Annotated in this window: 19 protein-coding genes and 3 tRNA genes; 8 read left to right on the top strand and 14 right to left on the bottom strand. The window is 68.8% G+C overall.

The window, feature by feature from the left end; genetic code table 11:
• Positions 1-22: 22 nt before the first annotated feature.
• From ACFW0G_RS05275 to ACFW0G_RS05300, 6 genes are all read right to left on the bottom strand, one after another.
• A complete protein-coding gene (locus tag ACFW0G_RS05275; RefSeq protein ID WP_378323502.1) occupies positions 23-424 on the bottom strand; it encodes a MaoC family dehydratase in 402 nt (133 codons plus the stop codon).
• On the bottom strand, positions 421-870 hold the full coding sequence (locus ACFW0G_RS05280) for a MaoC family dehydratase N-terminal domain-containing protein (RefSeq protein ID WP_378323503.1): 450 nt from the start codon (positions 868-870) through the stop codon (positions 421-423). The genes ACFW0G_RS05275 and ACFW0G_RS05280 overlap by 4 nt, the downstream gene beginning before the upstream one ends.
• 90 nt (positions 871-960) lie before the next feature.
• Positions 961-1,125, bottom strand: a complete 165-nt coding sequence (gene rpmG, locus ACFW0G_RS05285) for a 50S ribosomal protein L33 (protein ID WP_005152047.1) — start codon at positions 1,123-1,125, stop codon at positions 961-963.
• 49 nt (positions 1,126-1,174) lie between these two features.
• Positions 1,175-1,247, bottom strand: a tRNA-Met gene (locus tag ACFW0G_RS05290).
• Between the two features lie 126 nt (positions 1,248-1,373).
• Positions 1,374-1,446: transfer RNA gene (locus ACFW0G_RS05295), tRNA-Thr, on the bottom strand.
• An 80-nt stretch (positions 1,447-1,526) separates the two neighbouring features.
• A complete protein-coding gene (locus ACFW0G_RS05300; protein WP_378323504.1) occupies positions 1,527-4,169 on the bottom strand; it encodes a putative bifunctional diguanylate cyclase/phosphodiesterase in 2,643 nt (880 codons plus the stop codon).
• 250 nt (positions 4,170-4,419) lie between these two features.
• Between ACFW0G_RS05300 and ACFW0G_RS05305 the strand changes: the two genes are divergently transcribed.
• The 3 genes from ACFW0G_RS05305 (at position 4,420) to lon (ending at position 8,960) form a co-directional block, all read left to right on the top strand.
• Complete coding sequence (locus ACFW0G_RS05305; protein ID WP_378323505.1) at positions 4,420-5,358, top strand: GNAT family N-acetyltransferase; 939 nt, start codon at positions 4,420-4,422, stop codon at positions 5,356-5,358.
• 78 nt (positions 5,359-5,436) lie between these two features.
• Positions 5,437-6,291, top strand: a complete 855-nt coding sequence (locus ACFW0G_RS05310) for an SAM-dependent methyltransferase (protein WP_378323506.1) — start codon at positions 5,437-5,439, stop codon at positions 6,289-6,291.
• A gap of 266 nt (positions 6,292-6,557) precedes the next feature.
• Positions 6,558-8,960 carry an endopeptidase La gene (gene lon, locus ACFW0G_RS05315; protein ID WP_378323507.1) on the top strand — a complete coding sequence of 801 codons (2,403 nt, stop codon included), beginning with the start codon at positions 6,558-6,560 and terminating at the stop codon, positions 8,958-8,960.
• A gap of 73 nt (positions 8,961-9,033) precedes the next feature.
• Here the strand turns inward: lon and ACFW0G_RS05320 are convergent, their stop codons facing one another.
• Positions 9,034-9,888, bottom strand: coding sequence for a class I SAM-dependent methyltransferase (locus ACFW0G_RS05320; protein WP_378323508.1), 855 nt, complete (start codon positions 9,886-9,888; stop codon positions 9,034-9,036).
• A 380-nt stretch (positions 9,889-10,268) separates the two neighbouring features.
• Complete coding sequence (locus ACFW0G_RS05325) at positions 10,269-11,546, bottom strand: diguanylate cyclase (protein WP_378323510.1); 1,278 nt, start codon at positions 11,544-11,546, stop codon at positions 10,269-10,271.
• Between the two features lie 130 nt (positions 11,547-11,676).
• Between ACFW0G_RS05325 and ACFW0G_RS05330 the strand changes: the two genes are divergently transcribed.
• Positions 11,677-11,820: a hypothetical protein gene (locus ACFW0G_RS05330; protein WP_378323511.1), complete on the top strand. Its 144-nt coding sequence runs from the start codon at positions 11,677-11,679 to the stop codon at positions 11,818-11,820.
• On the opposite strand, the gene ACFW0G_RS05335 is transcribed toward ACFW0G_RS05330, so the two are convergent.
• The gene (locus tag ACFW0G_RS05335; RefSeq protein ID WP_378323512.1) at positions 11,817-13,058 is read right to left on the bottom strand and encodes an MFS transporter; all 1,242 of its coding nucleotides are present in this window, start codon (positions 13,056-13,058) and stop codon (positions 11,817-11,819) included. The two genes, ACFW0G_RS05330 and ACFW0G_RS05335, sit on opposite strands and share 4 nt — an antisense overlap.
• Positions 13,059-13,225: 167 nt before the next feature.
• Here ACFW0G_RS05335 and ACFW0G_RS05340 point away from each other — a divergent pair, with 167 nt between their 5' ends.
• Both ACFW0G_RS05340 and ACFW0G_RS05345 read left to right on the top strand, forming a co-directional pair.
• Entirely contained in the window at positions 13,226-13,636 is a 411-nt protein-coding gene (locus ACFW0G_RS05340; protein ID WP_378323514.1) for a YciI family protein, read from the top strand.
• A gap of 8 nt (positions 13,637-13,644) precedes the next feature.
• Entirely contained in the window at positions 13,645-14,826 is a 1,182-nt protein-coding gene (locus ACFW0G_RS05345) for an RNA polymerase sigma factor (protein WP_378323721.1), read from the top strand.
• A 28-nt stretch (positions 14,827-14,854) separates the two neighbouring features.
• Here ACFW0G_RS05345 and ACFW0G_RS05350 read toward each other — a convergent pair whose 3' ends face one another.
• From ACFW0G_RS05350 to ACFW0G_RS05365, 4 genes are all read right to left on the bottom strand, one after another.
• Positions 14,855-15,472 carry a hypothetical protein gene (locus ACFW0G_RS05350; protein ID WP_378323515.1) on the bottom strand — a complete coding sequence of 206 codons (618 nt, stop codon included), beginning with the start codon at positions 15,470-15,472 and terminating at the stop codon, positions 14,855-14,857.
• Between the two features lie 116 nt (positions 15,473-15,588).
• The gene (locus ACFW0G_RS05355) at positions 15,589-17,730 is read right to left on the bottom strand and encodes a caspase family protein (protein ID WP_378323516.1); all 2,142 of its coding nucleotides are present in this window, start codon (positions 17,728-17,730) and stop codon (positions 15,589-15,591) included.
• Between the two features lie 69 nt (positions 17,731-17,799).
• Entirely contained in the window at positions 17,800-18,174 is a 375-nt protein-coding gene (locus ACFW0G_RS05360; RefSeq protein WP_378323517.1) for a hypothetical protein, read from the bottom strand.
• Between the two features lie 625 nt (positions 18,175-18,799).
• Positions 18,800-18,881: transfer RNA gene (locus ACFW0G_RS05365), tRNA-Tyr, on the bottom strand.
• A 150-nt stretch (positions 18,882-19,031) separates the two neighbouring features.
• Between ACFW0G_RS05365 and ACFW0G_RS05370 the strand changes: the two genes are divergently transcribed.
• On the top strand, positions 19,032-19,523 hold the full coding sequence (locus ACFW0G_RS05370; protein WP_378323518.1) for a YajQ family cyclic di-GMP-binding protein: 492 nt from the start codon (positions 19,032-19,034) through the stop codon (positions 19,521-19,523).
• A gap of 3 nt (positions 19,524-19,526) precedes the next feature.
• On the opposite strand, the gene ACFW0G_RS05375 is transcribed toward ACFW0G_RS05370, so the two are convergent.
• On the bottom strand, positions 19,527-20,231 hold the full coding sequence (locus ACFW0G_RS05375; RefSeq protein ID WP_378323519.1) for a hypothetical protein: 705 nt from the start codon (positions 20,229-20,231) through the stop codon (positions 19,527-19,529).
• 227 nt (positions 20,232-20,458) lie between these two features.
• On the opposite strand from ACFW0G_RS05375, the gene ACFW0G_RS05380 reads away from it, so the two are divergent.
• A complete protein-coding gene (locus ACFW0G_RS05380) occupies positions 20,459-21,607 on the top strand; it encodes a sialidase family protein (RefSeq protein WP_378323521.1) in 1,149 nt (382 codons plus the stop codon).
• Positions 21,608-21,646 lie beyond the last annotated feature (39 nt).

Here is a 21,646-nt window from a genome sequence, read left to right on the forward strand (position 1 = left end):
TCTTATGCGACGAACGTCCCCTTCAGCTCGCGCGGACCTTGGCCTGCGGCCTGCCGAGGACGGTCTGGCCGTCGAACCTGGCCACCAGATCGATGCGGGCGATCCCGTCGTCCGAGATCGCGGCCACCTTGCCGGTGAACTCGACAAGCGCGCCCTGCTCGTCGTTGGGGACCACGACGGGCCGGGTGAAACGGGTGCTGAGATCGACGAGGCGGCCGGGGTCGCCGAGCCAGTCGGTGACGACCCGGCCCGCCAGCGCCATGGTCAGCATGCCGTGCGCGATGACGTCCGGGAGCCCGACGTTCTTCGCGAACCTCTCGTTCCAGTGGATGGGGTTGAAGTCCAGCGACGCACCGGCGTAGCGGACGAGCTGGTCCCTGGTGACCCGCACCCGCAGCGGGGGCAGTTCGTCTCCGACGTTCACGCGTCCTCCCCTCGCACGACGAGCTGGGCCCGCGTGGTGCACACCGGCGCGCCCCCGGCGTCGGTGATGTCGGCGCGGAGGTCGATGAAGTCGTTGCCCGCGCGCGCCATGATCTTCTCGATGTGCGTGGTCAGCTCGAGCACGTCGCCCGCGTGGATCGGGCGGGTGTGACCGAAGGACTGGTTGCCGTGGACCATGCGCGAGTAGTCCAGCCCCAGTTCGGGGTCGGTGACGATGGTGTTGATCGCGGCGAGGTTGATGATCGTGACGAACGTCGGCGGCGCGATGACGTCGGGATAGCCGGCGGCGCGCGCGGCTTCGGCGTCCCGGTAGAGCGGGTTCTCGTCGCCGATCGCGTCGGCGAACTCCCGGATTTTCTCCCGGCTCACTTCATACTTGCTGGCGGGCGGATAGCTCCGCCCGCTGAACGACTGATCCAAGGGCACGCGAGGAGGCTACCGGGCTCCGGGAACGACGAAGCCGCCCCGGGGTGTCCGGGACGGCTTCGGCGAAGCTGGATGAGGAACCGCTCGACGTCAGCGGGTCTCTTTGTGAGTCCGGTGCGTACCGCAGTTCGGGCAGAACTTCTTCATCTCCAGGCGATCCGGGTTGTTGCGCCGGTTCTTCTTGGTGATGTAGTTGCGGTGCTTGCACTCCTCGCACGCCAGCGTGATCTTGGGTCGCACGTCGGTGGCAGCCACAGCGTTTCCTTCTCTCTCAGGTCTGGGGGCGTACCCCAGGATTACCGCGTAGCGGTGGCCGGACTTGAACCGGCGACACAGCGATTATGAGCCGCTTGCTCTGCCAACTGAGCTACACCGCCCTACTTGCGCCCGCCCCCGGGGTCCAGGGGCTTGCCCCTGGCGGGGGTCTGGGGGTCCGACCCCCAGAGGACACCGCGAAGCGAGCTACGCTTGCGCTTTCTGCAAGCATAGCCCGCCCACTCGCGAGCCCCTTTACGGAATCGAACCGTAGACCTTCTCCTTACCATGGAGACGCTCTGCCGACTGAGCTAAAGGGGCCTGGCCTCTCGCGAGGACTTGGAAAGATTAGCAAGGGGGTTCACCCCTCTGTGCAACCGGGGTGGCCAAAGTACAAAACCTCAGGTCAGCAGGGTCAGCACTGTCTCCGAGTGCCGCCCCGGTGAGCGGGCCGTCCGCGCCTGCAGCCACGCCTCCAGGCGGTCCTCCGGCAGCGGCCGCGAGATGAGGTAGCCCTGCGCGACGTCACAACCCATCGCTTCGAGCTGGTCGCGGGCGACGTCCTCCTCGACGCCCTCGGCCACGACGGTGAGCCCGAGCGAGTGACCGAGTTCGACGATCGAGCGCACCACGGCGAGGTCGCCGAGGTCGGTGCCCATACCGAGCACGAAGCTCTTGTCGATCTTGACCTGGTCGACCGGGAGCTGCCGCAGGTAGGCCAGCGACGAGTACCCGGTGCCGAAGTCGTCGACCGCGAGCACGATGCCCAGCGAGTGCAGCTCGCGCAGGATCGGCAGCGCCTTCTGCGGGTCCGACATCACCCCGGACTCGGTCAGCTCGAACGTCAGCAGCTCCGGCGGGACGTCGAAGCGTTCCAGCTCACGCGCGACCTTGGCCGGGAAGTCCTCGTCGGCGAGGTTGCGCACCGACAGGTTCACCGCGGCGGAGATCCGCAGGCCCTCGTCGAGCCACTTGCGGACGCGCTTGAGCGAGGCCTCCAGCACGAACGACGTCAGCACGCCGATGAGCCCGGCCGCCTCGATCGCCGGGACGAACTCGTCCGGGCCGAGCCTGCCGAACTCCGGGTGCACCCAGCGCACCAGCGCCTCGACGCCCTGCACCTGACGGTTCGGCAGAGTGATCTTGGGCTGGTAGTGCACGGTGACCTGGCCGTCCTCCAGCGACTGGCGGAACTGCGTGACCAGCTGGAAGCGCCGCAAGAAGATCTGGCCCATGCTCGGCACGTAGCCGCGGACCTCCTCGCCGCCGCGCGTGGCCCGGACCGCGACGTCGGCACGCTGGAGCAGCCCGTCGATGTCCACGGCGTCGCCGTTGTCCTCGGGCGAGGTGGTGGCGTACCCGATCATCGCGTTCGCTTCGACGGAGAGCCGGTCCACCGGATACGGCGCGGAAAGCTCGGCACGCAGCCGTTCCGCCGCCGCGTGGGCGTTCTCGGGCGCGCACCCGACGAGCAGCGCCGCGAAGGACGCGCCCTCCAGCCGCGCGAGCGGGACATCCGGGCCGAGCGCGTCACGGATGCGGCGGCCGGCGGCGATCACCATCCGGTCGGCCCACGCGTAGCCGAGCGCGTCGCTGACCGTCGAGAAGACGTCCAGGTCGATACGCAGCACCACGGCGTTCGCGAACTCCCGCAACGGTTCCTTCGCGACCTGCCGGAAGCCCGGCCGGTTGAGGTGCCCGGTGAGCGGGTCGTGGTACGCGTCGTGCCGCAGTGTCGCGAGCAGGCGGCGGTTGTCGAGCGACGTCGCGAGGTGACTCGCCATCGTGCCCAGCAGCTGGACGTCGTACTTGCCGAAACCACGCCAGCGGGAGAGCCGGTCGTGCGCTTCGACGACGCCGAGGAGCTGGTTCGCGCTGCGCAGCGGGACGACGAGCGCCTCCTGCGCGCCGCGGTCGATCAGCGCGGCACGGACGTCCGGGTTCGCTTCGGTGATCCGGAAGTGCCGGACGTGCGCGCCGGGAAGGCGCAGCAGCGGATCGTCGGCGGCCGGGTCGACCGGTGGCAGGTCGTCACCCGCGACGACCACGCGCATGGCGTCCTTGGGTTCCAGCCGCAGCCGCAGCACCACCCGCCCGGCGGCGAGCTGGTCCTTGATGCGTTCGGCGATCGTGGCCCACTCGCGGACGTCGACGCCGCCGACGAGCTCGTCCGCCCGGCTCGCGGGCCGAGCGGCGGCCTGCTGGCCGGAGCGGGCGACCATCAGGCTGACGTCCGACAGCGCTTCCATGTCGCGTTGTTCGCGCAGCAGGTCGGAATAAGCCCAGTACAGCGCGGTCAGCCCGAGGAAGACGGCGAGCACCAGCGGCCACGCCTTGGGCGTGCTGGAGATGACCAGGTAACCGGAGAGGCCGACCGAGGCGTTGACGAAGCCGACGACGAGGATGCGCCCGGTGAGCCGGATCGCGGTGCTGACCCGCATCCGGCGGCGCAGCACCCGCACCGCGGCGAGCGCGAGCAGCGTGCTGACCAGCGGCGCGGCCAGTGTCCCGGCGAGCGCGGCCACCCACGTCATGTCCACCGAGCCGGTCGCCTGCTTGACCAGGCCCGCGACCGCGAAGGCGCCGGTGATCTCCAGCAGGAACGCGCCCGCGTTGTAGAGGACGCGCCCGGCGACCTTGCGGGCGAGCAGTGTCCCGATGCCCGCGACCAGGTGCGCGGCGAGCACGACCTCGAACGGAGCGATGAAGAAACCGATTACCAGCGGGATTTCAGTGAACGAAATGGTCCAGGAGATGCCGCTCCGGACGTCGACGTTGATGCCGAGCTGCTCGGCGAGCAGGAAGGCGACGGTGAGGACGAGGCCGATCCACCAGAGGTTGACGTTCCCCTTGAACGGCAGCCACGCGCCGACCGCGAAGGCCGCGACGAGGCCGAGGCTGAGCACGACGAAGGTGTAGGCGCGGAAGCGGCGTTCGTCGGTGCGGGCCTCGGAAGAGGACACGGAAGACACTGACGTCCCGGCTCCACCCGTGCCCGCTTTGGCCTGTGCCGAGGCTGGGGCGTGGGCGTTGCTGTCCGGCATCCGACCTTCCTTCCCGGCTGCCCCACCGGTCGTTCATCCGTGACGTCAGGTGTGGACAAGGGCCATACCGTACCCCGTAGGGCGTACCCGTGTCCCTTTCGAGACACTAGGAGATCACCCCAGGGTTAACAATGACCAAGCCGCACTGACCTGCGTGGACCAAGGAGTGAAACATCCGGGGTCGCGTACGAGGTGCCCACTCGCGTCGTTCTCTACGCACATCCGCCCGGGTAGCGCTTGAATGTGCCCCATGCACAGCGACGTGATTGCCTCCGAACACGCGACACGGCTCGCGGCGGTGGATCCCCTGCTCCCCGGTTCGACTCCCTTCGAGACCTCGGAAAACGCCGTGGTGCTGGGCGTCGGGGCCGGTGACTCCGCCGCGGCAGGCCTCGCTTCCCGCGTCCAGGTCGACCGCGACGCCCCGAACGCGCCCTGGCGCGCGCTGACCGAGCACCGGCTCGACCTCCAGCTGGCGGGCCCGCGCCCGGCGGACGCGCTCGACGCGCTGCTCACCCGATGGGATGAACATCTGCGCGCGGTCGCCGAACCGGGCGACACCGAGACCGCGGCGATCGTGCCCCGTGCGAGCCGGGACGCGGCGGGCGCGCGCGAGATGCTGCACCACGGCTTCGCGCCCCTGCGCGTGATCGCGGTGCGGCCCGCCGAGCGGATGACCCCGGCGGGCCCGCGCGGCACGCCGGGCGTCAAGATCCGCCGTGCCGAGCCCGGCGACCTCGAGACCGCCGTCGCGCTGGGGATGGAGCTGCATTCCTACGACGCCCAGTTCGGCACGGTCAACCTCCGCGCGGGTGTCGAGGAGATCCTGGCCAAGGACCTCGCCGAACAGCTGAAACGGCCGGAGCCGCCGTTGTGGATCGCCGAGTTGTACGGCCGTCCGCTCGGCATGGTGAACGTCCAGCACCCCGGCGAGACCGGCTGGATCAGCGGCCGCGTCGCCGCTACCCGCGTCGGCTATCTGTCGTCACTGGCGGTCGCGGAGGCCGCGCGGTCGTCCGGTGTCGGCACCGCGCTGGCGACCCACGCGCACCAGGTTCTCGACGAGGAGGGCGCCGACGTCGTGCTGCTGCACCACGCCGCGGCGAATCCGCGGTCGACGCCGTTCTGGTACGCGCAGGGCTATCGCCCGCTGTGGACGTACTGGCAACGGCGGCCGGCGGTTCGGTGACTACGGCGCGTGGCGGCTTCTCGCAGGCCCCGCGCTCGCTACGCTGAGCACAGGAACGCGCGAGCGAGGGGACCGATAGTGACCGAGCAGGGGGATTCCGCGCCGACCGCGCCGGAGGGCGTCGACACCGAGAAGCCGTCCGCGGCGCGGATCTACGACTGGTATCTCGGGGGCAGCCAGAACTGGGCCGTCGACCGCGAGTTCGGGCGCCGGATGGAACGGCAGTGGCCGTACGTCAAACCGGGTGCCCGGCACAACCGGGAGTTCATGAACCGGGCGGTGCGCAGCGCGCTGGACGGCGGGATCCGGCAGTTCATCGACCTCGGCTCGGGGGTCCCGACAGCCGGGAACGTGCACGAGGTGATCGCGGCCGAACTGCCCGACGACGAGCCGGCGAAAGTGGTCTATGTCGATTACGAGCCGGTGGCGGTGGCACACGCGACGGTCATCCTGGAAGAGGAGGGCGCGACCGACTGGGCCGGGATCGTCCAGGCCGACATGCGCTCCCCGAAGACGGTCCTGCGTGACCCGCGGACGCGGGAACTGATCGACTTCACGCAGCCGGTCTGCCTGATGCTGGTGGCCGTGCTGCATTTCGCCGGGCCGGACGACGACCCCGCCGGGATCGTGCGGACGTACCGGGACGCGCTGCCGCCGGGCAGCAGGCTGGTGATCTCGCACATGAGCGAGGGCGACGGCGAGCCGGGCGAGGCACTGGACGGGCTGCGCTGGCTCGTCGAGCAGTACCGGAACACGAGCAACCCGATGTGGCTGCGGGACCGCGACGAGATCGTCGCGCTGTTCGGGGACTGGACGCTGCTGGAGCCCGGCGTCGTGCACCTTCCCGACTGGCGGCCGGACCGTCAGCTGAACGCCGTCGAGGCCGAGGCGCGGCCCTTCGCGTGGTGCGGCGTGGCCGAAAAGCCCGCCTGACCCACCTCTCCCTTCCCCTCCACACCTCCGATGTCCACCCCGCCCCCTCCCGCGACCAAGCGCGTTTAGCGGGCTAAACGCACTCGGGTGCCCCCTCGGCGAGCGCGTTTAGCGGGCTAAACGCGCTCGGAGGCGGGCAGGGGGCTAGGAGGGGGTCGGATGTTTGGGGTGGGCGGGGGTGATCGCTGCGGGCGAACACTCCAGTGGAAACAAACCGGTCGATCGGAGAGTTGAGCTAGGCAGACTCAACTAACCGAGGAGTGCACATGACCGACACCCGCCTCCTGCCCGTGCTCCCGCTGGACGACGACGTCGTGCTGCCGGGCATGGTGGTCCCGCTCGACCTGACCGACAGCGAGACCCGGGCCGCGGTGGAGTCCGCCCAGGCCAAGACGCCGGCGCAGGCGTCCTTCCCCGGCATCCGCTCCGCCGCGGCGGCGAAGGCCGAGGTCCTGATCGTCCCCCGCGTCCACGGCGAGTACGCCGAGGTAGGCACCGTCGCGACCGTCGAACGCGTCGGCCGCGTCCCCGGCGGCAAGGCCGCGGTCCTGCTACGCGGCACCCACCGCGCCGCCGTCGGCCGCATCGCCGACGGCCCGGGCGCCGCCCGCTGGGTCCACGCCGACGACGCCCCCGAGGTCACCGACGACCGCACGGCCCAGCTCGCCACCGAGTACAAGGCCGTCGTCATCTCCGTGCTGCAACAGCGTGGCGGCTGGCAGCTGATCGACGCCGTCCAGCAGGTCGAGGAGCCCTCCGCGGTCGCCGACCTGTCCGGCAACGCGCCGTACCTCAAGACCGAGCAGAAGCTCGAGCTGCTCACTACGCTCGACGTCTCGACGCGCCTGGAGAAGGCGCTCGAATGGAGCCGCGAGTACCTCGCCGAGCTGGAGGTCACGGACACGATCCGCAAGGACGTCCAGGAGGGCATGGAGAAGCAGCAGAAAGAGTTCCTGCTGCGCCGCCAGCTCGAGGCGATCCGCAAGGAGCTGGGCGAGCTGGACGGATCCGCGGCCGACGACGACTACCGTGCCCGGGTCGAGGCCGCCGAGCTGCCCGAGCACGTCAAGAAGGCCGCACTGTCCGAAGTGGACAAACTGGAGCGGACCTCGGACCAGTCGCCGGAGGGCGGCTGGATCCGGACCTGGCTCGACACGGTGCTGGAACTGCCGTGGAACGAGCGCACCACCGACGTCCACGACATCGCGGGCGCGCGGGCGATCCTCGACGCCGACCACGCGGGGCTCGACGACGTCAAGGAACGCATCATCGAATACCTGGCCGTGCGCAAGCGACGCGCGGAATCGGGCCTCGGGCCGGTCGGCGGGCGGCGATCCGGCGCGGTGCTCGCCCTCGCGGGCCCTCCCGGCGTCGGTAAGACGTCGCTGGGCGAGTCGGTGGCGAAGGCGATGGGCCGCGAGTTCGTCCGCGTCGCGCTCGGCGGCATCCGCGACGAGGCGGAGATCCGCGGGCACCGGCGGACCTACGTCGGCGCGCTGCCCGGCCGGATCGTCCGCGCCATCAAGGAAGCGGGCTCGATGAACCCGGTCGTGCTGCTCGACGAGATCGACAAGGTCGGCGCCGACTACCGCGGCGACCCGACCGCCGCACTGCTGGAAGTGCTCGATCCGGAGCAGAATCACACGTTCCGGGACCACTACCTCGAGGTCGAGCTGGACCTGTCGGATGTGGTGTTCCTGGCGACGGCGAACGCGCTGGAGACCATCCCCGGCCCGCTGCTGGACCGCATGGAGCTGGTCACGCTCGACGGCTACACCGAGCACGAGAAGGTGACCATCGCCCGCGACCACCTGCTCCCCCGCGAGCTGGAACGCGCCGGGCTGGGCGAGGGCGACGTAGTCATCACCGACGAGGCGTTCAGCCGGATCGCCGCCGAGTACACCCGCGAGGCGGGCGTGCGCAACGCGAACCGGACGATCGCGAAGGTGCTGCGCAAGATCACCACCAAGGTCGCGCTCGACGAGGTCACCCTGCCGGTCACGGTGGACGCCGAGGGCCTGGAGACCTACCTCGGCCGGCCACGGCACCTGCCGGAGTCCTCGCTGCCCGCGTCGACCCAGCGGACCGCCACCCCCGGTGTGGCAACAGGTCTGGCGGTGACCGGCGCCGGTGGTGACGTGCTCTACATCGAGGCGTCGCTGGCGGATCCGGAGTCCGGCGCGACCGGGCTGCAGCTCACCGGCCAGCTCGGCGACGTGATGAAGGAGTCGGTGCAGATCGCGCTGTCCTACCTGCGCTCGCACGGTGCGGAGCTGGAGCTGCCGGTCGGCGATCTGAAGGAGCGCGGCATCCACGTCCACGTGCCCGCGGGCGCGGTGCCGAAGGACGGGCCGAGCGCCGGGATCACGATGACGACGGCGTTGGCCTCGCTGCTCTCGGGCCGCGTGGTGCGCGCGGACGTCGCGATGACCGGAGAGGTGTCACTGACCGGGCGGGTGCTGCCCATCGGCGGGGTCAAGCAGAAACTGCTCGCCGCGCACCGGGCCGGGATGAAGACCGTGATCATCCCGCAGCGCAACGAACCGGACCTCGACGACGTGCCCGCCGAGGTGCTCGCCGAGCTGGACGTGCACGCGGTGGCGAACGTCCGCGAGGTGCTCGACCTGGCGCTCGCCCCGGCGTCGGCACCGCTGCCCCAGGCGGCGTAACCGGTTGACCCGAAGGGGACTTTCGGTGCGTGGACGCACTGAAAGTCCCCTTCGGCACGATGCCTCCCGTCGTTCAGGACGGCACGGACTGCCGCGCGGTCATCAGATAGGCCGTGCCGAGCCAGCGCCGCGCGCCGCGGCTCACCGTGGTCTCCGGTGCGTGCCGCCACCCCCTCGCCCACCGGCGCACGAGGCGGTCGAACGGCGGCACCAGCACCGTCACGTCGTAGAACGCGACATCCTTCGGCGACAGTCCGGACTGCCACAGCAACTTCCGCAGCCGGGCCGGGCGGACGGCGTGGATCCCCGTCCTCCGGGCGGCGTGCCGACGATGCGGCGGGACACCGCACCATCGCTCGACGAAACCCGCCACCCGCCGGGCAGGCCAGAACACGCCCCACTCGAACAGCCGGTACGGACTCAGCGGGTTGAGCATCGTCGCGACGAGGAGCCCGCCCGGCCGCAGTACCCGCGCGACCTCCCGCAACGCGTTGCCCGCGTCGACATACTCGAGCACCCCCATCGCGAGGACCACGTCGAAACTGTCGTCGCCGAACGGCATGTCCTCGATGTCCGCCACCGAAAGCCGGACGCCGCCCGCCGGGCCGACGCGTTCGGCGGTGGCCTCGATCATTGCGAACGACTGGTCGCACGCCGTGATGCGAAAATCTCCCGGTCGCTCGTCGAGCAGGTACCGGACCTGCGCACCGGGGCCGCACCCGATGTCGAGCAGCGCCCCACCGGGGCAGTTCTTCAGGGCCTCCCCGACGATGTGCCGCCGCGACCAGTGATAGCGGGCGACGGGGCCCCATCCCTCGAACGACGCCGCGTAGTTCGCCGCCGCGGTCGCGTCCTCGTACTGCACTTTGACCAGGGCTTCCCTCGCCTGCCCCTGGCTGGTCTGCTGTTTCGTCCCGGAAAATGACATACGCACCTCCATGGGAATTCAGCTGTGAGCCGCCCGTGAGATGCACGGGCTTCGATGCTGTCGAGTCGACCAATGCGGGTGTTACGGACTCGACCGCACTATCAACGGCCAATTTCGGTGACACCCGAAAGGTGGAGACAAAGGTGGCCCGAATCGCCGATCCGAGTAGCCCGAACCCGCTGCCGTCACTCAATGACTCACAGCATGAACAGCGTGTTTGCCAGCCCGGTACGGCAAATCGCACACTGAAAACCGACCCATCGAAGACAAATCGGAAATTGATCTGAACAGCCTGACACAAGCCGGGGAAATATGGCAGGCAAATCGGTGAAATTCACCATCATCCCGGCGAGAAGTCCCTTTGAAACGGATCGGTGGATCTAAATACTGGTCGCGAAGACGGACTGGTTGCGGCCGTTGCGCTTCGCGTCGAGAAGCGCGTGGTCGGCGGCGAGGACCAACTGGTCGGCGTCGACGCCGTTGCCGGGGAAGGACGCCAGCCCCATGGAAGTGGTCACGCCGGGAAGGATCTGCGTCACCCCGGACTTGGTGCGGGTGAGCGTGATCGGCGTCCGCGCGAGCCGGAGGCGGATCCGCTCCGCGACGGCGTGCAACTGGTGGTGCCCGATACCGGGCAACACGATCGCCAGCTCGTCCCCGCCCCAGCGCGAGACCAGGTCAGCGCCGCGGACCTCACCGCGCACGGTGTCGGCCACCGCCCGGATCGCCTCGTCACCGGCGGGATGACCGTGGGTGTCGTTGATCTGCTTGAACCGGTCCAGGTCGAGGAAGATCACCCCGACGGTGGTGCCCGCGAGCCGGGCCCGGTCGAGTTCGGCGTTGACGACGTCCGTCCAGAAGGTCGGCGCGGCCAGCCCGGTCTTCGCGTCCGTGCGGGCGGCACGCAGGTACTGCGGCAGCAGCAGGTCCCGGTGGACGGCCAGCACTGCCACCATCGGCGCGGGCAGCGCCCACGGCACTGTCACCAGCAGGGCCGCGACGGTGACGCCGAGGCCGAGGGCCGCGGCGACCACCAGCTGATCGGCGGGGTCGCCCAGTGCCTGCCGGACGGATGTGTCCGAAGTGGACAGTACGATCGCGAACACCACGAGCGCGTAGTTGACCAGCCACCAGACGGCGGCGGCCACGGCGATGACCAGCAGCGACCACGCGCTCTTCGGCAACCGCGGCACCTGGTCGAGGCCCCCGGCGTGCAGCACGGCACTCGCGGCGGCCGAGGCGAGCACGAACGTGGCGGCCGAGTAGGCCTTGCGATGCGCGACCGACGGCCCGTATACGCGCGCCCAGCAGTAGCCGTAGGAAACGACGGTCAGCGCGATGACCAGCGGCAGTGGCACCAGCAACACGGCCGCGAACACCCAGAGCGACTTCAGGTTCGTGTACGGCACACCCTTGCTGGACTGCTCGCGGCGGCGTTCGATGCTCCTGGCGACCTCCAGATGCGCCACCGAACCGCAGACCAGGGCCGCGAACCACCACCAGTGCGTACCGCCGGCCGCGAGCGAGTTCGCCGTGCCCACGGCGATGCCGACGGCAGCCAGGTCGACGACCAGGATCAGCGCGAGCGCCTTCCCCGGCAGCGACCAGAGCTGCCATCCGCCAGGGCCCGATCTGTGTCCGTCCCGATCCGCCTTCACGCTGTATCCCATCCCCCGGTTGCGGTGAGCGACGAAGGAGCATTCACGGTAACCGCATCGTCACCGGCTGTCGATAGCGTCGACTACGAAACCCTCCAATGCACGAACCCTCCGGAAGGCAGTGATCCTCATGAACACGACGTTCCTCGCGAACCAGACCCCGCGCGGCAACGAGTGGACCCGGCTGCACGGGAACGAGTGGACCCGGTTCCAGGGCAACGAGTGGGGCCCCGGCAACGAGTGGGACCGTCGCGGGAACGAGTGGAGCCGCTAGGCCGACTCGCTCTCGGGCCTGCCGAACAGCGAACCGGACAGTGGGGCGCGGCGAGCACGGTCCCACGCCCCACCCGCCGCGGCGGCCGCGATCACGCCCAGCCCGCCGCACACCGCGACGACGGCCGAGGCGGGCAGCTGGGTCGCGGCCAGGCCGGCGAGCGCGATGCCGAGTCCCTGGCTGGTCTGCAACGCGGTCGCGGCCAGTCCGTACGCCTGGCCGCGCCGCGCGTCGGGCACCGCACGCACGAACGCCGCCGACGCCGGGAGGTGGTAGGCGCTGGCCAGGCCCGACACCGCCCACAGCAGCGCGGTCACCACCAGCCCCGGTTCGGCCGCGCAGATCACGAGCGGCGCGCAGGCCGCGATCGCCAGCGGCGTCAACAGCCGTGGTCGCAACGGAGAAGGGAGGCGCCGCACGATCAGCATGCCCACCACCGCTCCGGCGGGACTTGCCGCCAGCAGCACCCCGACCGCCTGCGCCGTGCCGCCGACCTGCGCGACGTACGGGGCGGCCAGGCCCTCCACCGTGATGTAGAGGCCGGCGACGCACGCGAGCCCGATGAGCGCGCGCAGCCGGGGGGTCTCGGCCACCAATCGCGCCCCCGCGGTCAGATCGGCCCACCACCGGCGCGGCGCGGCATCGGACCGCTCCGTGGGTGCGGGCCGAGCGCGTAGCCCCGCGCGAAGCACGACGGCGGACAGCAGGAACGACGCGGCGTCGGCCAGCAACGCCTGCGACGGCCCGAACGCCGCGGTCAGCGTGCCGCCGGTGGCGAACCCGGCGACCTGCGCGAGCTGCACCACGACGTCGATGACCCCCTTGCCGAGCACGTAGTCGTCCTCGGCAGGCAGCACCGCCGCCAGCGTCGCGGCCCGCGCGGCGTTGCCGGGCGCGCCCGCCGCCTGCACCACCACCAGCAGCGACGCGACCACGAGGAGCGGCAGCCCCGGTATCGCCATCACCCCGAGCAGCCCCGCCCGCAGCAGATCGGCGCCGACCAGCACCGCGCGTCGCGGCCACCGATCGGCGAGCCCGGACAGCAACGGCCCGGCCAGCACGTTCGGCACGTACGTCAGCGCATAGGCCGCCGCGGTCCACCCGGCGCTGCGAGTGCGCTCGAACACCAGCACGCTGAGCCCGACCCTGGCGACCTGGTCCCCCGCGACGGAGACCACCACCGCCAGGAACAGCGCACGGAATTCGGCCCTGGCGAACACCCTCCCCGATTTGACCATGCCACCAGTGTCACCATCCGGACACTGTGAGCAACCAATCCGGGAAGACCTCTTCCGCGGAACTTCGGAAAAAAATCTCGGGCGGCGATGTCGAGAACCCGGGAACGGCTCCGTCACAGCGGTGAATGTGGCCACAATGGGCCACACCAGCACCGAGGAGAACGACGATGGCGAAGTACCTGCTGCTCAAGCACTACCGCGGCGCCCCGGCCCCGGCCAACGACGTGCCCATGGAGAAGTGGACGCCGGAGGAGATCTCGGCGCACATGCAGTACATGCGGGACTTCGCGGCCAAGATCGAGAAGACCGGCGAGTTCGTCGACAGCCAGGCGCTCGTCCCCGAGGGCACGTGGGTCCGCTACGACGGCGAGGGACGCTCGCCGGTCACCGACGGTCCGTTCGCCGAGACCAAGGATCTCATCGCCGGCTGGATGATCATCGACGTCGACAGCTACGAACGCGCCGTCGAGCTGGCCGGGGAGCTGTCGGCCGCCCCGGGTGCGGGCGGGAAGCCGATCCACGAGTGGCTCGAGCTGCGTCCGTTCATGACCGAGCATGCCGATTGCATCACGGAGTGACCGACCGAATGGACGAGGCGCTGCTCCGCAGCCTCACGCCGAGCGTCCTCGGGATCCTCTGCCGCCGCGGAGCCGGCTTCGCGGCGGCGGAGGATGCCGTGCAGGATGCCCTGGTCGAGGCGGTCCGCGCCTGGCCAGCCGACGGTGTTCCGGCCAACCCGAAGGGCTGGCTGGTCACCGTGGCCTGGCGCAAGTTCCTCGACACGACCCGGGCGGACACCGCGCGCCGCCGCCGCGAGGACGTCGTCGAGGAGGAGCCCGCACCCGGACCGGCTTCGGCCGTGGACGACACGCTGCAGTTGTACTTCCTGTGCGCCCATCCGTCGCTGACACCGTCGTCCGCGGTCGCTCTCACGCTCCGCGCGGTCGGCGGGCTGACCACCCGCCAGATCGCCCAGGCCTATCTGGTGCCCGAGTCGACCATGGCGCAGCGCATCAGCCGGGCCAAGCGCACCGTCTCCGGCGTGCGGTTCGACCAGCCCGGCGACGTCGCCACCGTGCTGCGCGTCCTCTATCTGGTCTTCAACGAGGGCTACTCCGGTGACGTCGACCTCGCGGCCGAGGCCATCCGGCTCACCCGGCAGCTCGCCGCCGTAGTCGACCTGCGCTTACCCACCCCGCCGGCTGCCGTCCCCCATCCCGAAGTGGCGGGACTGCTCGCCCTCATGCTGCTCCACCACGCCCGGCGCGCCAGCCGGACCGCGCCCGACGGCAGCCTGGTGCCGCTCGCCGAACAGGACCGCAGCCGGTGGGACACCGCGTCGATCGCCGAGGGCGTCGAGATCCTGCAGGCGGCGCTGGCCCTCGACCGGCTGGGCGAATTCCAGGCACAGGCCGCCATCGCGGCACTTCACGCCGACGCGCCCACGGCCGGGGAGACCGACTGGGTGCAGATCGTCGAGTGGTACGACGAACTCGCGCGCCTGACCGACAGCCCGGTCGTCCGGCTCAACCGCGCGGTGGCCGTCGGCGAGGCCGACGGACCGCGCGCCGGGCTGGCGGCGCTCGCGAAACTGGACGACTCCCTCCCCCGCCACACCGCGGTCGCGGCGTACCTCCACGAACGCGACGGCGACCTGGCGACCGCCACACGGCTGTATGCCGAGGCAGCCGAGAAAGCCCCCAACCTCGCCGAGCGCGACTACCTGACGCGTCAGGCGGCCCGCCTCAACATCCACCCGCATCACTGACGCCCCTCGCCGCTCGACATTCGCCACGTCAGACCCGAAGGAGCTTGGCCAATCGCTTGAGCTGTTCCGGGCCACGGGCAATGTAGGCGGCCGGGTAGACCACGAGGAACCACGGGCGGAGGCCGAGATAAGCCCAGTGCGTCATGATGGTCACCGCCACGATGCAGGGAAGTGCGAGGATCGCCAGGAGGGGATTGAGGAAGGTCCAGGCCCTCAGCTCCCTGCGGCTGTCGTACCGATACCAAAACAGGAATCCCACGAACGAGCTGAAGAAGATCACCCCAGTGCTCAGATCGACGAAACCCCCGAGGTTCTCCCCCAACCGGGAACCTCCGTTGGGCGGCGTGCCCGCCGCGAAGAGGTAAACTCGCAGCAGGGTCACGCCGTTCTCCATGAGTGCGAAGCCGATGACCGGAGCGGACACCAGAGCCAGCCATCCGCCGAACGGATGTTCCCGCGCGGTCGTGACAAGCAGCCCGATACTGAAAATCGTCAGCGCCCAGGTCACGTAGATGTAGTTACTGTATGACTGCGACCATGCCCAAGCGCCCATCAGGCTGTATACGACCAGCAGAACGCTCGCGAACCACCAGACCTTCCGCGCGTATTCGGTGCGGCCGAGAATTCTCATCAGCTGCTCGGTCACCCAGTGACCCATGCATTTCGGCTCGCCCTTCGTACGCCGAGTCGCGGGCCGCCCGCACGGCGACTCGCCCGCCACATCCCGCAGTCTGGTGTACGAGCAGGAGAATCCGAGGCCAGTCACGTACGTGCCTCACGGATCTCGCCGGACGGCAACTGCGCCTCCCGCGCGGCCACCACACGTTTGTGCAGCCATTCGATGGCCGCGCGGCGGCTGGCTTTCCAGACCTTCCACCACGCCCCCTCACTGCGCGGAATGGAGAACCATCTCTTGAGCTCCTCCGTCGAGACGCTGTACTTGATCACTTCCCGGAGCACCTTGCGGCGACGGCGGAGGAGGATCCCACCGACGATGTTGCTGAGCAGAACAAACCCGATCAGGGCGACGAGGGTGATCGCCAGCCATTGCGGGAGAAACGAGTGATCCTTCGCCGGGTCCTCGGCGAAGATATGCAGAAGCATACTGGTAAGGCTGACCCCCAGGCCCACGAAATAGCCCGCAATGAGCAGGTAAGACCGCCGCAGCATCCTGCTCAGTGCGTTCCGTTCCGTTTCCGCCCAGCCTGGGTTGTTGATGATCCAGAGCGCCCACTTACTGAATCGGTCCCATTCGCTGGGCAGCAGGTTCCGGTGCAGACCGTCGCAGCTGTTTCGGTCGGACGCCACCAGGATCTCGTGCCAGGAATGACTCAACTCGTCGTAACCGAGTTCGAAGTTCGGGCGTCCTTCCTCCCAGTCCTGGAAGAGCGCGCGATCGAAGGGCAGCCAGTGGTAATAGTTGCCCCGGCCATAGCCTGGCTCTCCCCAGTGCTGCACCAGGGCTTCCCTGCTCGGGGCCCGGTTGACGACGGTTTCGACGCGCATACGATTGAACTCGTCGACAGTTTGGGCGCAGTTGCTCAGGATGGTTTCCCGCTGGTCCCTGGCTCCGGCACGTGACGCGGCGACAATGAACGGGTGATGGGCCGCGGTGAGCGCGTTCACCGCGAGCGGGTCGAACTGGGCCCCGCAGTCGATGACGACGCAGGTCGCTCCTTGCCGGACACCGCGATCCAGAGCGGCGTCGAGGATCCGGCGGCAGGTCTCGTTCGAGCGGCGGTCCTTGATCTCGGCCACGAGATCGAAAGCGAACAGCCGGTCACCGGCCCGCGCCGCGGGGAGCAGATGGATCGTGCCGCAGCCGTGTCTGCGCAAATAGTCCGGAGTGACGTCCAGCAGCCTGTCGTTGAGCTGGCCGACCCGGGTGCTCGTCTTCGCGCGCGAGAACATGGCCACGTGATCGGCGAAAGTGCGAGTCGCTCCGAGATCGATCTTCGCTCGCTGACACCATTCGCTGGTGCCACCGTGGTGAGCGATATCGGCGTCGAGGTAGAGCACGGTGTTGCCGGATTCGGCGAGCAGTTCCGCCGTCATCATCGCCAAGGTTGTCTTTCCGACCCCGCCGGAAGTTCCGACGAACGCCCAGCTCGGCACTGGTGACTGGTAAGGCGCCCGAGGCGGAAGCGGCACGCTCCAGTCCGCGCCCCGGCTCGCGACATGCAAGAACGGTGTCTGCGCGCCCCTGGTCTCCCGTTGGACCTCCTCCCGGATGTCGGCCATCAAAGTGGTGATCTTGACCTGACGGTTCCGGAGATCCACGCCGCGCTCCATCACCGAGAGGACCGACCGAGTGAAGTTGCCGTGGCCGTTCCTGGAGTTCTCGCGGGCGACTTCGTTCGGGCCGCATGCCGAAATGACCACACGGCCGTGGCCTTCCATCCGCAGGAAATCGTCCGTCATGCGCGCGGATCCGCCTCTCCCGCCCAGAGAAAAACCACGACGGTCATCCTCGGCGAAGGCTCCGCTGAAGCAGGTGTCGAGCATGACGAGCAGCCGGCGGGTCCTGAGCCTGTTCAACAAGGCCCACACGTTCTGGACCGGGAAGGCGGAGGCCAGCGGCTGGTCGATGTCGGCGTCGAACGGGAGGAGAAAGGTCGACCATCCCTCGTCGCTGTCGGCGTTCTCGCGCAGGTCGGACATGCCGTGCCCGGCCCAGTAGATCAGGACCGGGTCGTCCTCGTCCGGCACCCTGTCATTGAGGCCGACTTCGAGTTGCCAGGAGATGTCCTTGCGGGTGGCGGCGTCATCGGTCAACGTCACGACTTCGAATCCCGCGTCCACGAGTCGCCGGGACATCACCTCGGCATCGTTGACAGCGCACTTGAGCGCGGGGATCCGCTTCGCGGCGTATCGGTCGATGCCGATCACCAAAGCGTTCGGCACTGTTCCTCCTGATGAGGGAAGGGATGGTGGGGAAGGCTACGGCCCGGGACCGGGACCGGTCCCGGCCTGCTACTCGGGTTTACCGTGTTGCCGGCTCAGCTTCAGAAGATCCGCGGCCAGCTTCCTCGCGTCCCGGGCGGAGTATCCCTCGATGGAGATCTTCTTGTTCTCGACCTCGAAGCGGTGCACTTTCCCGCGGTGCCGGCGAAGGAACGTCACGATAATTCCACCCACGGCGGTCCATGCGGCGGGATTGGCCGCCACGGCAACGACAGCCTCGGACACGACCGAGCGAGCATCGTCGTCCGAGACGCAGAACCCCTGCGCTGTAAGGTGTTCCCGAAAATCGCCGGACAGCAGATCCGTCATGCGCAGCGAAAGCTTCGAGGTTCCATCGGCGGACACCAAGGTGAAGGCACTGGAGCCGTTGTCACTGATGATCATTATCGTCCTCTGTCGCAACAAAATCGCTACCGGACGTACTCAGGTGGGCGAGAACCTTAGCAGGCACATCGCAGCCACGTGTTCGAGGTCGTCCAGTCGAGCCGACGGCGACAAGTTTCGTTCTTCACGATCATGCGTTCGGCATGATGAGAGACAAGATCCACAACCTTCGAAGTTCACGGTTGTTGGCGGCCAGTCAAAAAAGCGTACGACCAGAAAGCGCCAGCTCACGCATTCGGCAAATATTTAGCCTGGATTAAACTCTTTCGAGAAAGCCAGCAGAATGTGTTCGATATCGAACACATTCGACGCGTTTCGCACTGTCCCGCACGCACGAACCCCATTCGGCGAAGAAGGCCCACCGGAGCATCGAAGAGGCCGTCTTCACGGAAGAGACCATCGAGGGGCCGCTCGAGAGCGTCCGTATGACTCGCGCCACACAACGGAGTCGATCGCCCTGCCGCAGAGGCGGATCCACAAGGAACCCAACTCGAACACGGGACCACAGGCGGGGGTCCGGGGGGCGAAGCCCCTCCGGGCGGGGCCTGGGGGTCGCACCCCCAGAAAACACGACGAGCGAGGCACGCCGACGCTTCCCGTCGGCACACCTCGCCCACATCGCTCGTGGCAGGTGAGGGATTCGAACCCCCGTAGGCTGAGCCGTCTGATTTACAGTCAGATCCCTTTGGCCACTTGGGTAACCTGCCATGGCACGGCGAACCGGCCGGGCAAAAGCATACCCAACGGGTGCGGGCGCCCCGCACCCGGGGATCCCCCGTCGCGTCGGGTGCCCGGATCGGCACGGCGTGGGGCTAGGCTGGTGGCCCCTGACGAGCGAGTACGAGGTGTGAGAACACGTGGCGGATCCCTCTTTCGACGTGGTGAGCAAGGTCGATCGCCAGGAGGTGGACAACGCGCTGAACCAGGCGAGCAAGGAGCTGTCCACCCGGTTCGACTTCCGCGGCACCGGGACCTCGATCGGCTGGTCCGGCGAGGAGGCCGTCGCGATCGAGTCGGAGACCGAGGAGCGCGCGCTGGCGGCGGTCGAGGTGTTCAAGGAGAAGCTGATCAAGCGCGGCATCTCGCTCAAGGCGTTCGAGGCGGGCGAGCCGGCACTCTCGGGCAAGATCTACAAGATCGGCGGGAAGATCCTGCAGGGCATCGCCTCGGACAAGGCGAAGCAGATCGCCAAGTTCATCCGCGACGAGGCGCCCAAGGGCGTGCAGGCCCAGATCCAGGGTGACCAGCTGCGGGTGTCCGGCAAGAAGAAGGATCACCTGCAGGAGGTCATCAGCCTGCTCAAGGGCAAGGACTTCGAGATCGCGCTGCAGTTCACCAACTACCGGTGAGCGTCAGGACGCGGTGAACGTCCAGTTCGCCGCGGCCTCGACCTGGACGTAGCCGGGGCCGTCGACCGGGATGGTGTTCCGGTACGGCGGCCGCTGGTTGACCACGAGCCTGCTGCTGGAGTCCGTCGTGACCCAGAGCGCGAAGTGGAAGTCGCCGTTCGCGACGACCGCGGCCTTCGTCACTCCGGCGGGGATCTTGAGCACCGATTCGGCCTTGCCGGACAGCTCCTTGCCCGGCTCGGCGACCGGCAGGCTCCGCGCGTCGGCGATGGTCACGGTCCAGGCGGAGTTCGCCCTGATCGTGAGGGTGCGGGTCGGCCGGTGGGCGTGCAGGGACATGTTGATCCAGTGCGTGCCGCGGTAGGAGCCGATGGCGTTGACGAGCGAGATCTCGTCACCGTCGGTGTTCACGAAGACGTTGCTGACGCACTTCGGGCATTCGAAGGTGACGAACCCCGGCTGGTCGCTCGGCCAGGAGATCGGGACCGTCGCGTCGCCCTTGCCACTGTGGGTTTCGTTCGGCAGCTCCGCGGGAGCCGGTCGCGTCGGTGACGGAGGCGGTGGCGGCGGAGCGGTGAACGCGCCCGAGTTGCCACGTCGGCCGATGATGTAGCCGACGCCGTACGAGCCTTCGGCGCAGGCGGCCGTCGTCGCCAGGATGGCAACGGTCAGCGCGCAGCCCGCCCAGCGACGGAAGTTCCTGGTCAAGACGGTGCGTCCCCCTCATGAGCCGCTTCTCGGCTCGTGACGTCTTTCGCCGGGCCACGGTCTCGCGTTACCGCCACGGACAGTGCGGGGTTCACCCGGTCGAGCCATGCCTTTTCCCCGGACGAGCGAAATCCCGCGACCGACGTAGCTGTGCCGAACGCAAAGCCGATGTCACTTCCGAAGTGCGTGGTGTAATCACGCCGCTACTGCGCGGAGAAGGGTTCGAGATGCGCCGGTTCAGACTTCTGCTCGCCCTCGTGCTGTCACTGACAGTGAGCGCTGCGACGCTCAGCCCGGCGCAGGCGGCGACGCGTAAACAGCTCGTCCCGGGCTTCGGCAACTACGCGCGGCTCATCCGGCTCGAACATTCGCCGGTCGGCCGCGGGCACATCCTCGCGTCGCTCAGCAGCGAGGACGGCGGCGGCAAGTTCACGCCGATCATGGAGAGCACCGACGAGGGCGAAACCTTCCACAAGCTCAGCGAGATCCGCGATCCCGACGGCGCGGCGGGCATGTGCTGCGGCACCCTGTACGAACTGCCCCAGCGCGTCGGGCGTCTGCGGACGGGGACCCTGCTGTGGGCGGCGAGCTACCGGCAGGACGCCGGGCCCCAGCGCCGGGTCGGCATCAAGATCTGGTCGAGCCGGGACGGCGGGCGCACCTGGAGCTTCCTGTCCGAGGCCGCGCGCTCGCACAACCACGACGGCATCTGGGAAGCCGAGTTCACCGTCGACGCCGGTGGCACGCTGTGGCTGCACTACGCCGACGAGACCCAGGCGCCGCAGTACGCGCAGGTGCTCAACCGGGTCGCCTCGACCGACGGCGTGAACTGGGGCACCAAGCAGCTGACCATGGCCATCCCGCCGCATCGCGTGCGGCCCGGGATGCCGATCATCCGGCGGCTGCCCGACGGGCGCTACTACTTCGCGTACGAGATCTGCAACTACGGCGACCGCTACTGCGACCCGTACTACAAGATCTCCGACGACGGCGCGAACTGGGGCGACCCCGCCGACCCCGGTACCCGGGTGACGACCGCGAACGGCAACTACTTCCAGCACGCGCAGACGATCGCGCTGTTCCCCGGCGGCCCCCGCGGCGTCCGGATCGTCATGGTCGGGCAGATCTACACCAACTCCTACGGCACTCCGCAGTCCGCCAACGGCCAGGTGCTGCTCGCGAACGACGACCTCGGTGCCGGAAACTGGTACGAGCTGCCCGCACCGGTGCACATCTCCGGCATCTACAACAACTTCTGCCCCAACTACAGCTCGACGCTGCTGCCCGTGGACGGCGGCAGGAACGTCCTGGAGATCGCCACCGAGAACAACAACGGCTGCAAGGCGTACTTCGGAAAGGGTCCAGCGTTCCCCTAGCAGCGGCCAGTAGGGTCGGTCATCGGCCCTACAGGTGTC

Origin of the sequence: Amycolatopsis sp. NPDC058986, from assembly GCF_042741125.1 — a bacterium.
GTDB lineage: Bacteria > Actinomycetota > Actinomycetes > Mycobacteriales > Pseudonocardiaceae > Amycolatopsis.

Bases quoted from the DNA above. Each gene is read 5' to 3' on its own strand.
- ACFW0G_RS05345 (WP_378323721.1), top strand. From the start codon at position 13,645: ATGGACGAGGCGCTGCTCCGCAGCCTCACGCCGAGCGTCCTCGGGATC.
- ACFW0G_RS05330 (WP_378323511.1), top strand. From the start codon at position 11,677: ATGAACACGACGTTCCTCGCGAACCAGACCCCGCGCGGCAACGAGTGG.
- ACFW0G_RS05360 (WP_378323517.1), bottom strand. From the start codon at position 18,174: ATGATCATCAGTGACAACGGCTCCAGTGCCTTCACCTTGGTGTCCGCC.
- ACFW0G_RS05300 (WP_378323504.1), bottom strand. From the start codon at position 4,169: ATGCCGGACAGCAACGCCCACGCCCCAGCCTCGGCACAGGCCAAAGCG.
- ACFW0G_RS05305 (WP_378323505.1), top strand. From the start codon at position 4,420: ATGCACAGCGACGTGATTGCCTCCGAACACGCGACACGGCTCGCGGCG.
- ACFW0G_RS05335 (WP_378323512.1), bottom strand. From the start codon at position 13,058: ATGGTCAAATCGGGGAGGGTGTTCGCCAGGGCCGAATTCCGTGCGCTG.
- ACFW0G_RS05320 (WP_378323508.1), bottom strand. From the start codon at position 9,888: ATGTCATTTTCCGGGACGAAACAGCAGACCAGCCAGGGGCAGGCGAGG.
- ACFW0G_RS05380 (WP_378323521.1), top strand. From the start codon at position 20,459: ATGCGCCGGTTCAGACTTCTGCTCGCCCTCGTGCTGTCACTGACAGTG.
- lon (WP_378323507.1), top strand. From the start codon at position 6,558: ATGACCGACACCCGCCTCCTGCCCGTGCTCCCGCTGGACGACGACGTC.
- ACFW0G_RS05340 (WP_378323514.1), top strand. From the start codon at position 13,226: ATGGCGAAGTACCTGCTGCTCAAGCACTACCGCGGCGCCCCGGCCCCG.